Consider the following 12407-nt stretch of genomic DNA (forward strand, 5'->3'; position numbering starts at 1 on the left):
CTTCGTCTGTTTTTCTACCTCTCTACTTTATCCTGAAAGAGCGGTCTGTACAAGGGCTAAATCAACTTTAAAGCCGCTGTCCCTTATTCGGGGAACAGCGGCTTTTTCCAATCTATTTAAGCAACAAGCAAGTTTGCAAGAATGATTTCCAGTTCGACGAATGAGTTGGCGATGCGATCGGGATGCTCCGCGCGCAGGGTTTGGGCGGAACTTCCGCCCCAGGTGATGCCGATGGTCTTTATGCCTGCCATTTTCCCCATCTGCATGTCATAAATGGTATCACCGATCATGACGGTCTCTTCTTTCGCCATCGGGATTTTCTCCCAGGAGGTGAAAATGCCTTCCGGATTTGGTTTGTGCTGGTTCATGTTATCCAAGCCAATGACCACATCCATCAGGTCCAACAGATCCACTGCAGCAAGACTGCGCAACAACGCCTTGGTTGCTTTGTTGGAAATCACGCCCAGATGGTGCCCGTTCCCTTTCAGTTCCATTAAGGACTCCCGCGACAGATCGTATGGTTCCAACAGCATATTTTCATATTTTTCGTAGTTGTCCCAAAAGACTTCCATCAGCTTATCCATCTCGACCGGAGAGAGTGCATACTGCTTCAGATAGCCGCTAAACTTCACAAAATGGGGCTTTCCTCTATCCTTACGCAGCTGCTCAACAGTTGGGACGGGATACCCGAATTGTTCAAATGTATCCATCGTAGCCATCTCGCTGATTTTGCATGTTTCTGCCAAGGTACCGTCAAAATCGAATAATAGTAATCCCATCTTCTATCTTCCCTTCGATCGCGAATATGAACTGAATGCGGACAATAGCGATGTAAGCCACTATGACGCAAAAACTCAAAATTCCGAATGTTCACTATAATCAAAATTATAACAAACAAAAACAACAGAATAATGAGGTTTTATTTAGAATTTGGAAAGAATTCACTCGTTTTCGCTATCTCAAAACGCCAATTTCCGAACGTTAGGAGTTAGGCACTTTATCAATGTACTGAATTTACCCATCCAGTGCTTGCCCGTTGACGTCTCCATCTTTGGATCGGGGCAATTGACCGAATTAAGGGCTACCTCGAAATGAGATAGCCCTGTTTTTATGTGATGCGGTACGCGTGATTGAGCGGGCCGCTACCCTTGCCTAGATCCATTCCGTCGCGGAGCGCGCCGGTGATGTAGACTTTGGCCAGGCGGATGCTCTCTTCCATTCCGTGACCCAAAGCCAGATTCGCGGCGATGGCTGAGGAAAGCGTGCAGCCGGTGCCGTGCGTATTCGGGTTTTCGATCCGTTCCGACTCGAACCAACTGACTTTCCCGTCCCTAAAGAGCAGATCATCGGCGCTGTCCTTGAGATGGCCGCCTTTCAGTAGCACGCTGGTTCCCGCAGCCGAAGCGATACTGTCCGCTGCAGCCAGCATATCCGCCTTCGTCTCGATTTTGATGCCGCTCAGCACCTCCCCTTCCGGCACATTGGGGGTGATCACATCAGCCAAAGGCAACAACAGCGTCCGCAAATCCTGGCTGGCATCGTCCTGCATCAGGCTGCTGCCGCTTGTTGCCACCATGACGGGATCCACGACGATATTTTCCGCTTTGTATTCGAGCAGCTTCTCGGCGATGACTTTGATGATTGCGGCATTCGATACCATGCCGATCTTCACCGCATCAGGGCGGATATCCTTGAACACGCTATCCATCTGCTGCGCCACAAATTCGGGCGTCACTTCCATTATTCCGGCCACACCTGTCGTGTTCTGCGCCGTCAGCGCCGTGATCACGCTCATCCCATAGACTTTATGCGCCATCATCGTCTTCAGGTCCGCTTGGATGCCCGCTCCGCCGCTGCTGTCCGAACCGGCGATCGTCAATACTGTTTTCATGTTTTGCTCATCCTTTCCAATCCGAAAATGAATAGATGTACTGCTCCGTCAACGCTTTGATGCGCTCCATATCCTTTGTTGCCGTCTCATCATGGACGCCGACTACCCGGAAACCGGCTGCCGTTGCCGTTTCGACGGCGTGCAGCGCGTCCTCAAAGATGACGGTCTTCGTGAGGGGCGCCCCAAGGTGTTCGAACGCCCGCTGAAAAATGAGCGGATCCTCTTTGCCTGCCTTTACTTCACTGCTGGTCAGGATGGCGCTGAAATATTTCCGGATGCCCAACCGCTCCAAGGCGCTCTCGGCCAAATTCCTTTCGGTCGCGGTGGCGATGCACATCTTCACATTCTGCTCCTGCAATGTCTGAAGATATTCCGCTGCTCCGGCCTTAAGCGGGACTTCATAACGGTAAAGATCCGCAAGCAGCGTTTCGATTTCCGCAATGATCGTCTCTTCATCTTCACGCAATCCATAGGCCGATTGAAAATATTGTGCGGCTTGCGGCAGGCTCATCGTCTTCAACACATCCTGCAATCCGGAAGCTGGCTGCAGCTTTTTCTGAAGCAAATAATTTTCCCCCAGCCCCTGCCAGATCGGCATGGAATCCAGCAGCGTCCCGTCCAGATCGAAGATGGCAGCTTCCATTGTCATGGCTGCACCATTGCTTCGGCTAACGGGCGCAGTCTCTTCACCGCCGCTGTGATGTCCGGCTGCGCAAAGATGGCGGATACGACGGCAATCCCGTCGATGCCGCTGCCCTTGAGCTCGAGGATATTCCCTTCAGAAATGCCTCCGATCCCCACAACAGGTATGCTCACCGCCCGGCAGATCTGCTGCAGTGTTTCGATCGACAGCGCGTCGACATCCAGCTTCGTCGCTGTCCCGTAGATCGCACCTACGCCCAGATAATCGGCCCCGTTCCGTTCCGCCGCCAGCGCCTCTTCGACGGAATGCGCAGAAACGCCAAGGATTTTCCCCTCGCCGATCCGGCTGCGGACGTCTCCAGCCTGCATATCGCTCTGTCCCACGTGAACGCCATCCGCATCCAGCGCCAAGGCCACATCGACTGCATCATTGATGATGAAAGGGATGCGGTGGCGTTTGGCCACGGCCTGCAGTTCTTTGCCCAGGGAGACAAAGGCATCGAAATCCAATTCCTTCTCGCGCAATTGCACGACGGTAACGCCCGCTTGGATAGCTTCTTCAAGCTGTTCCGCCAAGGACGCGTTCCCCAGCCATTGGCGATCGGTCACCGCGTAAAGCAGCAAATCGTTCTTATCTACTCTCAATTTTAGCGCTCCCTTCCAGTTTTTCGACCGACATCTTGCTGATTTCATCGATGATGTAGCTGCGGTAGGATGAAGTCCCTGCGGCATTGCTTATCATCCTTTCGTAAGCCAGCTCGCCGCTGACTCCCATCAGGCACACCGCTGCCGCCGTGGCATCCAGCAACTGCTCCGGGTTTGCTCCGCAATAGGCTGCGATCAATCCCGACAGCATGCAGCCAGTTCCGGACACTTTTGCCATCCGCGGATGCCCGTTGCGGATGATGTAGGCTTTGTCCCGGTCCGCGACGATATCGATCGCGCCGGTGATTGCGACGACCGCATCATTCCGATCGGCCAATCGTTTGGCGAAAGCGACTGTTGCCTCGAGCGTTTCCTCGGTCACCGCATCACTGATGTCGGCATCCACGCCTTTTGTCGTGCCGCTTCCGGAATGGATCGTCTTCATTTCCGAAATGTTTCCTTTGATCACGGTGAAGGCAATTTCCTCCAGCAAGCTGAAGGTCGCTTCGGTCCTGAAAGGGGATGCCCCCGCGCCCACTGGATCCAAAACGACGGGATGGGCGAGCGCATTGGCTTGGCGCCCTGCCAGCAGCATGGACTCCACGGATCTGCTGTTCAGTGTTCCGATGTTCAGATTCAGGGCGGTGCAGATGCTTGTGATATCCGCGACTTCCTCGGGGGCATCCGCCATGATCGGGGAGCCTCCAGCAGCCAAGAGGACATTGGCGACATCATTCACAGTGACATAATTGGTGATGCAGTGGACCAGCGGTGTCTGTTGCTGTACATTTTCGAATAGCGTATTGAACATGGGTTACCTCCAAATAGTTTGTTTGATGCGACAAAAAAAGCGGGAAATGTCCGAATAGGCATTTCCCGCTGAATGGATTCATTCAATGTTATTTCCCTACGTTGGCATTATCCAAATCAGGTAATAGGTCGAAGTTGATTACTTCCTCTCAGCCTGCTGACACAAGCTCCCTTTTTTCGTATGCAGTTATGTCATCATCTTAGCATATGCGCCATCCTTACTCAAGGATGATTTTGTCGTTTTAATTGTTCATTCAGCCACCTGAAAATATTCGTATAGGCAATTTCACTGACTGTCGCTGCCCGATTATTCAGGAAATACCTTCATACTCTATTAAACGCTTTGTGTTAATCCTCTTAATGCTCGATTTCTACCCGGGATTCATCTCGCTCTGAGTTATTCTGAGATTTTGGCGATCTTTCCTTGGGTTACGTAGACCATCAAAACGGAAATGTCGGCTGGGTTGACGCCGCTGATCCGGCTTGCTTGGGCAATTGTTTCCGGTTGGATCTTCTTCAGATTTTGTTTGGCTTCGTTCGCGATTCCGTTGATGGCATCATAATCGATGTTCGCAGGGATGCGTTTTTCTTCCATTTTCTTCAGCTTGTCCACTTTTTCGACGGCTTTCTTGATGTAGCCAGCATATTTGATCTGCACTTCCACTTGCTTGATGACCTCTTTCGGCAAGGCTACTTCAAACGGCGCAAAAGCGATCAGACCTTCATACTTCAATTCCGGACGCTTCAGCAGGTCAGCAAACAAAATGCCGTCCTTCAGCGGAGCGGAGTTTTGTTCCGCAAGGAAAGCCTGCAATTCTTCAGTCGGTTTCAGACGGGTTTTTTCAAGGCGGGCGATTTCCTTTTCAACGGCCTGTTTTTTCTCCAGGAATGTTTCGTAGCGTTCTTCCGTCACCAAACCGATTTCGCGGCTCATTTCGGTCAAGCGGAAGTCGGCATTGTCATGGCGAAGCAACAGACGGTACTCGGCGCGTGAAGTCAACAAGCGATACGGTTCCATTGTTCCTTTGGTCACCAGATCATCGATCATGACGCCGATGTAGCCATCGCTGCGTTTCAGGATCATTGGTTCTTTCCCTTGCACAGCCAAAGCGGCATTGATGCCGGCCACGATGCCTTGTCCGGCAGCTTCTTCATAACCGGATGTGCCGTTCGTTTGGCCGGCAGTGAACAAGTTCTTCACCAATTTCGTCTCCAAGGAAAGGCGCAACTGATGCGGTTTTACGACATCGTATTCGATGGCATAGCCTGTCCGCATCATTTGTGCATTTTCCATACCCGGTACGGAACGGATCAAATCAAGCTGAACATCCTCCGGCAATGAGGTGGATAAACCCTGCACATAGACTTCTTCGTTCTCGCGGCCTTCAGGCTCAAGGAAGAGCTGATGGCGCGGCTTGTCGCTGAAACGGACGATTTTGTCTTCGATCGACGGGCAATAACGCGCCCCTACGCCTTCCACGATACCCGTAAACATCGGCGCGCGGTGGAGATTATCGCGGATAATTTCATGGCTTTCCGGACTCGTATAGGTCAGCCAGCAGGATAATTGATCTTTCAGATAGTCTTCATCTTTGGAAAGGAAACTGAAATGGTTCGGCTCAACGTCACCGGGTTGTTCCTCGGTTTTGGAATAATCGATGCTCGAAGCCATTACCCGCGGCGGCGTGCCGGTCTTGAAGCGCGCCAATTCAAATCCCAGATCAAGCAGATTTTCGGATAATTTAATGGATGGCTGCGAGTTGTTCGGTCCTGATGAATAAACCAAGTCCCCGATGATGATCTTGCCTCGGGAAGAGGTTCCGGCCGTGATGACGACGGCACCAGCACGGTAAACGGCGCCAGTATGCGTCACTACGCCCTTGACTTCGCCATCTTCCACAATCAATTCCTCAACGATGGCTTGCTTCAGCAGCAGGTTCTCCTGTTTTTCGATAGTGTGCTTCATATGGTGGGCATAGTCATCCTTATCCGCTTGTGCGCGCAACGCTTGGACGGCAGGGCCTTTCCCTGTGTTCAGCATGCGCATTTGGATATACGTCTTATCGATGTTGCGTCCCATCTCGCCGCCCAATGCATCGATTTCTCTTACGACGACACCTTTCGCAGGCCCGCCAATGGATGGGTTGCAGGGCATAAAGGCAACCATGTTCAAATCGATCGTGACCAGCATCGTGCTGCATCCCATACGCGCTGCGGCAAGCGCCGCTTCGGATCCGGCATGTCCGGCTCCTACAACAATCACATCAAAACTTCCAGCTTCAAATCTGTTCATTTTTCCATTCCTTTCGTTTGTGCTAGCTATTTGTTCTTATTATTTTAGTTGATTTCTGAATTCTTTTATTTACCCAAGCAGAACTGTGTGAATAGTTGGGTGAGGAGTTCGTCCTGCACGCTGTCGCCGGTGATTTCTCCGAGGAGGTCCCAACAACGGGTGAAATCGATCTGGACGAGGTCGATTGGCATGCCTGATTCGATGCCGCTCAGCACTTCATCCAGCGAATCCATCGCATCGTTCAGCAGCGCGATATGGCGGACGTTGGATACATAGGTTGCATCCGTCTCGCCGGTTTCACCGGAGAAGAACATCTTCGTGATCTGTTTTTCCAGTTGGTCCAGTCCGGTTTCGCTCAGCATCGATGTTTCGATGATTCTTTCAGGATCGCTCCAAGGTTCCAGCTCATCGGTTGTCATCTTCGCTTCCAGATCCATTTTGTTCATAAGGATGATGCGGTTCATGTCCTTCGTGTCTTCCAGAAGCTGCTTGTCCTCTTCCGTCAGCCCTTCGTTCTGGTTGATCAACAGGAGAATCAGATCGGCTTCGGCCAAGGCTTTGCGGCTGCGTTCGACTCCGATCTTTTCCACGACGTCATCCGTTTCGCGGATGCCCGCAGTGTCGATCAGCTTCAAAGGCACGCCTCTGACGTTCACGTATTCCTCGATCGTATCGCGGGTGGTGCCGGCGATGTCCGTCACGATGGCTTTCTCTTCGCGCAACAGGCGGTTCAGCAAACTGGATTTCCCTACATTGGGGCGGCCGATGATGGCCGTCTGAAGGCCTTCGCGCAGGATCTTTCCTTGCTTGGCGGTATCCAACAGATGCTGGATGTGTCCGCGCACTTCAATGGTGCGTTCCTTCAACAGCTTCGTCGTCACTTCCTCGACGTCATCGTATTCCGGGTAGTCGATGTTCACTTCGACCTCAGCCAACGTGTTCAGGATGATCTGACGGATATCACGGATCATGCCGGATAATTTGCCGTCCAACTGATGCAGCGCCACATTCATCGCTCGATCGGTTTTGGCACGGATCAAGTCCATGACCGCTTCGGCCTGCGACAGATCGATCCGGCCGTTCAGGAAGGCGCGCTTCGTGAATTCCCCTGGTTCGGCCATGCGGGCACCGTTCTGGAGAATCGTCTGCAGAATCCGGTTGACGCTCACGACACCGCCATGGCAGTTGATCTCCACGACATCTTCGCGGGTGAAGGTCTTCGGTCCGTGCATGACTGACACCATGACTTCATCGATCATGTCGCCTGTGCGCGGATCATAAAGGTGGCCGTAATTGATGGTGTGCGTGGCGACATCGGCCAAGTGCTTCGTTCCGGATCGGTATAAGGCATCGGCTATCTGGATCGCTTGGTCCCCGCTCAAACGCACAATCCCGATGGCCCCTTCTCCCGGCGGCGTCGAAATGGCGGCGATGGTATCAAATTCATTTATAATCATTCATTATCGTCCTTTCTCGGTTGTTTCAGCGTACAAAAAAAGCGCCCACTCCTCCCCTTCGTTCAAGCGGGAGGAAAAGCACTTTGACTGCATTTCATTTTGGATATTCTTTTCAGCTTACTATAAATAGATTTCTAGCCGATTATACAAGCAATGCCGGCGCAATGCAAGCATTTAATGAACGGTTATTTATTTCATCATGAGGTAGGCCGTACTCAACAAACCTCCGACCACCAACAGGATGATGACGTTACGAATGTATTTTTTCCTGTTCACATAGACGCGCAAATGGATATGCATCAAATCCATCACACCCAACACAATAATCATCACCACACCAACAAATCCTACGATCAAGGTAATCATCGATGCGATGAACAACAACTCACTGACGTTCATGGAAATCCCCCTCAAATAGTACGCGCTCAACTTCTGAAACAGCATTCCCAATATAGCATAGCGTTATGGGGAGGCCCTGCTTTCCCGCGGGAATTGTTTTTTTCCATTTTGTTACAGTTCAGCCGATCTGCAGGGCGATTTTCCCCATCTGTTCGGCATTTTCCAACCGCAGGAAGGCCGCCTTGAAATCCTCTGCAGGATAAACGGCGTCCACAACGGGATGGAGCTTATGTTCCTTGACAAAACGGATCATCGCTTCATATTCTTCAAAACTGCCCAGCGTGGAGCCTTTCAACGTGTACTGTCCGTAAAAGAATTTCCGCAAATCGAAGGTGACCAGATCGCCCGTCGATGAGCCGAAAGTCACGATGGTGCCGCCTCTGCGCACCGCATCCAGCGATTTATCGAAAGTGGCTGCTCCGACCGACTCGATTACGACATCCACTTTTTCGCCACCCATCGCTTCCACCCAATCCTCATCGTGCAGCAAGCCTTTGGCGGCTCCATGCTGCAGCGCCTTCGCCAATTTTTCCGGGGAGCGGGAAGTGACGTATACAGTCGCTCCAGCAGCCTTGGCGAATTGCAGCAGGTAGTTGGCCACTCCGCCGCCGATGCCTGGGATCAGAACTTTCATGCCTTCCGACACGCCGCCTTTTGTGAACAAGGCGCGGTAAGCCGTCAACGCGGACAGGGACAGGACGCCTGATTCTGCCCAAGACAGATGAGCCGGTTTATGGACAGCATTGTCTTCGGAAACAACGATTTCCTCCGCCATCGCCCCCTGCTCCGAACTACCGAGGATCGTGAAAGTTTCCGGTGCCGTGTCGCTGTTCTCGCGCCAACCGCTGCCGGGATAAAGCATCACTTCATCACCGATTTGGAAACGCGTCACCTCTGCTCCGACAGCGACAACGATGCCGGCAGCATCCGAGCCGATGACAACCGGGTGCTTCTCATGCACTTGGCTCAAGGCAAAAAGGTCGCGATGATTCAGGCCGGCCGCTTTGACCTTTATTTTTATCCCGGAAGGTCCTGTTGGCTGTTCCGCATGGTCTTCCCATTTCAAACCTTCCAATCCGACTTGCCCGCTGTGAATCAATGTTTTCACCATATCGCTCACTCCTCAAATGGATATTTCCGTTAGATTCAGTATAGCTTTTCAGGACAGAAATACAAAGAGGGAGACCGCAGCCTCCCCCCTCAACTTGCTATTTTTCCGTAAAACGGATTGCTTTTGCTCCGATATCGGAACGATAGAACGTATGCGCGATCGGATTTGCATTCAGGTAACGGTAAGCTTTGTCCTGCGCGTCCTGCAGCGTTTCGCCTTGGCCCGCGATCAACAGGATGCGTCCGCCGTTGGACAACAAACCTTGTTCGCCGGCCTTCACGCCTGCTGCATAGACGATGCAATCCGCATTTTCCGTGTCCAGATCAGGCAACGGGATATCTTGCATAGGTGCTTCCGGATAGCCTTCAGCGGCAACAACGACACCTAAAGTGTAACGATCGGTATACATTTCGATGACCGGATCTTTTCCGTTCAGGATGTCATCGATGACTTGCGCCAGGTCGGAAGCCATCTGATTCATGATGACCTGTGTTTCCGGATCTCCGAAACGGGCATTGAATTCGATGACGCGCAACCCTTTGGCGGTGATCATCAAGCCGGCGTAGACAACTCCCTTGAACGGGATGCCCTCAGCAACCATCGCCTCTACAGTCGGTTTTACGACCGTATCCAGCACTTCCTGAATCATCGCTTCGGATACTTGCGGTACAGGCGAATAGGCGCCCATGCCGCCCGTATTAGGGCCTTTGTCGCCGTCATAAGCCCGCTTGTGGTCTTGTGCGACACCTGAATAGTAATATTTCGCACCGTTCGCCAGCGCGAACAATGAGAACTCTTCCCCTTCAAGGTACTCTTCGATGACAACTTTCGGCTTGCCTGCTGCATATTTGCCTTGCAGGAGCATGTCGTTCAGTGCATCCAGAGCCTCAGTCATCGTCATCGCGACGACGACGCCTTTTCCGGCTGCCAGACCGTCCGCCTTGATGACGATCGGAACACTATTGGCTTCCACATAAGCAACCGCTGCTTCATAGTCTTCGAATGTCTCATAGGCTGCAGTCGGGATGCCGTATTTCTTCATCAGGTCTTTTGCGAACTGCTTGGAGCATTCCAAGTCGGCCGCTTTTTTGGAAGGTCCGAAGACTTTCAGTCCAGCCGCTTCAAATGCATCCGTAACCCCCTCAAATAACGGGATTTCCGGTCCGACGAAAGTCCAAGCGATGTTGTTGTCTTTGACGAATTGAACCAATCCTTGATGGTCGTTTTCCGCAATGTCGACTAACGTGATGCCGTCATGGGCCATCCCTGGGTTCCCTTTGGCGCAGTAAACAGTCGCCACCAACGGGCTGTGAGTTAATTTTTTAGCGATGGCATGCTCGCGTCCGCCACTGCCGATTACAAGAAGTTTCATCATTGAGATCCTCCAACCTTTTATATGAAGCTTGATAATAGTGCCAGTACTCAAAATGCTAAAGACCTCAAACGTCGCACTGTGACGTTTGAGTGCCTAAGCTGTCAACCGCACACGGGCAAAAAACGCCCGCTTTGCGTTTTCCCTCTTAGTGTCTGAAGTGTCTTACGCTAGTTTTCAGCATTGTGATGCCGTATTTGTTTGCCATTTCGATTGAATCTTGGTCCTTGATGCTGCCGCCTGGTTGAACGATTGCTTTGATGCCGTGTTTGGCAGCATATTCCACGCTGTCGTTCATCGGGAAGAAAGCATCACTCGCCAATACAGCGCCTTCGATGGCGTTGGCCGCTTCAGCTTGCTCGATTGCGATTTTGACGGATCCGACACGGTTCATCTGACCTGCGCCGATGCCCACTGTCTGTTTGCTGTTTGCCAATACGATGGCGTTGCTCTTCACGTGTTTAACGACTTTCCAGGCGAAATCCATTGCTTTCATTTCATCCTCAGTCGGTTGACGGTCAGTCATGACTTCCCAATTAGCCGGTACGTCTTCAGTGTTGATGTCTTGCGTCTGTTCCAGCATGCCGCCCAATACGGAGACAAATTCTTTTCCGCCTGCTTTTGCAGCCGAGAAATCCAAAGTCATGATGCGGACATTTTTCTTCTTGAACAAAATGGCTAAAGCCGCTTCCGTATAGCTTGGTGCCAATACGATTTCCAGGAACATGCTGTTCAGTTTTTCGGCAGTCGCCACATCCAAAGAACGGTTCGCAACCACGATGCCGCCGAAGATTGATACAGGATCAGCTGCATAGCAACGATCGAAGGCTGCATCGATGTCGTCTGCGATACCTACGCCGCATGGATTCATATGCTTAACGGCAACCACAGCCGGCTCGTCAAATTCGCGGGCGATGCGGATAGCTGCGTCAGCATCTTTGATGTTGTTGTAGGACAATTCTTTTCCGTGCAATTGGATAGCGCTCGCGATCGAGAACGGCACAGCCAAAGGTTCTTGGTAGAAAGTCGCGGTTTGGTGGCCGTTTTCTCCGTAACGCAGGCTCTGTTTCAGATCATAAGTCACTGTCAATTTTTCAGGTTCGGTTTCGCCGACCACATTTGTCAAATATTGCGCGATCAAAGCATCATAGCTAGCTGTATGACGGAATACTTTTGCAGCCAAAGCTTGGCGCGTTTCGAAAGTCGTTTCGCCTGCAGCTTCCAATTCGGCAAGGACTTTTGCATAGTCGATCGGATCGGTCAGGACAGTCACGCTAGCATAGTTCTTAGCCGCGCTGCGGAGCATGCTTGGGCCGCCGATGTCGATGTTTTCGATGGCATCAGCCAAAGTCACATCGTTTTTGCTGATGGTTTCTTTGAATGGGTACAGGTTCACGACAACGAAATCGATCGGTGCAATGTTGTGCTCTTTCATGGCTTGCATATGGTCCGCAAGATCACGTCTGCCCAAAAGTCCGCCATGGATCAGTGGGTGCAACGTTTTTACGCGGCCGTCCATCATTTCAGGAAAGCCAGTTACATCCTCTACGGAAATAGTCGGTACGCCAGCCTCTTCCAAAGCCTTTTTCGTTCCGCCAGTGGAGATGATTTCGATTCCTTTTGCTGCTAATGCCTGCGCAAATGCTACAACGCCTGTTTTATCTGAAACACTGATCAATGCTCTTGTCACTGTGTGTCACTCCTTAAATTTATGATGGATTTTGCTCTGTCACTACTGTATACGGCATACTGCGGATTTAACAAAAGGAAGGACTTCCGCAAGCGCG

Annotated in this window: 11 protein-coding genes and 1 riboswitch; all 11 genes read right to left on the reverse strand. The window is 51.6% G+C overall.

The features are described 5' to 3' along the window. Window positions 1-116: 116 nt before the first annotated feature. The gene (locus AC0J5I_RS04265; RefSeq protein WP_475304130.1) at window positions 117-779 is read right to left on the reverse strand and encodes an HAD family hydrolase; all 663 of its coding nucleotides are present in this window, start codon (window positions 777-779) and stop codon (window positions 117-119) included. A 329-nt stretch (window positions 780-1108) separates the two neighbouring features. Beyond that, window positions 1109-1891: a bifunctional hydroxymethylpyrimidine kinase/phosphomethylpyrimidine kinase gene (gene thiD / locus AC0J5I_RS04270; RefSeq protein WP_475304135.1), complete on the reverse strand. Its 783-nt coding sequence runs from the start codon at window positions 1889-1891 to the stop codon at window positions 1109-1111. 7 nt (window positions 1892-1898) lie between these two features. Next, complete coding sequence (locus AC0J5I_RS04275) at window positions 1899-2540, reverse strand: HAD family hydrolase (protein WP_475304139.1); 642 nt, start codon at window positions 2538-2540, stop codon at window positions 1899-1901. Then, complete coding sequence (thiE, locus tag AC0J5I_RS04280) at window positions 2537-3178, reverse strand: thiamine phosphate synthase (RefSeq protein ID WP_475304142.1); 642 nt, start codon at window positions 3176-3178, stop codon at window positions 2537-2539. The genes AC0J5I_RS04275 and thiE overlap by 4 nt, the downstream gene beginning before the upstream one ends. Beyond that, window positions 3165-3989, reverse strand: coding sequence for a hydroxyethylthiazole kinase (gene thiM / locus AC0J5I_RS04285; RefSeq protein ID WP_475304144.1), 825 nt, complete (start codon window positions 3987-3989; stop codon window positions 3165-3167). Before thiM ends, thiE begins: the two co-directional genes overlap by 14 nt. Window positions 3990-4064: 75 nt before the next feature. Continuing rightward, a riboswitch (TPP riboswitch) is annotated at window positions 4065-4172 on the reverse strand. Window positions 4173-4385: 213 nt separating this feature from the next. Then, window positions 4386-6281, reverse strand: a complete 1896-nt coding sequence (mnmG, locus tag AC0J5I_RS04290; RefSeq protein WP_475304146.1) for a tRNA uridine-5-carboxymethylaminomethyl(34) synthesis enzyme MnmG — start codon at window positions 6279-6281, stop codon at window positions 4386-4388. 65 nt (window positions 6282-6346) lie between these two features. Continuing rightward, the gene (gene mnmE / locus AC0J5I_RS04295; RefSeq protein ID WP_475304149.1) at window positions 6347-7738 is read right to left on the reverse strand and encodes a tRNA uridine-5-carboxymethylaminomethyl(34) synthesis GTPase MnmE; all 1392 of its coding nucleotides are present in this window, start codon (window positions 7736-7738) and stop codon (window positions 6347-6349) included. Between the two features lie 189 nt (window positions 7739-7927). After that, window positions 7928-8137 carry a hypothetical protein gene (locus AC0J5I_RS04300; RefSeq protein WP_475304152.1) on the reverse strand — a complete coding sequence of 70 codons (210 nt, stop codon included), beginning with the start codon at window positions 8135-8137 and terminating at the stop codon, window positions 7928-7930. Between the two features lie 118 nt (window positions 8138-8255). Beyond that, complete coding sequence (locus AC0J5I_RS04305; protein ID WP_475304156.1) at window positions 8256-9248, reverse strand: zinc-binding dehydrogenase; 993 nt, start codon at window positions 9246-9248, stop codon at window positions 8256-8258. A 97-nt stretch (window positions 9249-9345) separates the two neighbouring features. Continuing rightward, window positions 9346-10620 carry a phosphoribosylamine--glycine ligase gene (purD, locus tag AC0J5I_RS04310; RefSeq protein WP_475305514.1) on the reverse strand — a complete coding sequence of 425 codons (1275 nt, stop codon included), beginning with the start codon at window positions 10618-10620 and terminating at the stop codon, window positions 9346-9348. Window positions 10621-10768: 148 nt separating this feature from the next. Next, window positions 10769-12310: a bifunctional phosphoribosylaminoimidazolecarboxamide formyltransferase/IMP cyclohydrolase gene (purH, locus tag AC0J5I_RS04315; protein WP_475304160.1), complete on the reverse strand. Its 1542-nt coding sequence runs from the start codon at window positions 12308-12310 to the stop codon at window positions 10769-10771. Window positions 12311-12407 lie beyond the last annotated feature (97 nt).

The sequence above is a fragment of the Trichococcus sp. TS_SC_9 genome (assembly GCF_056156325.1).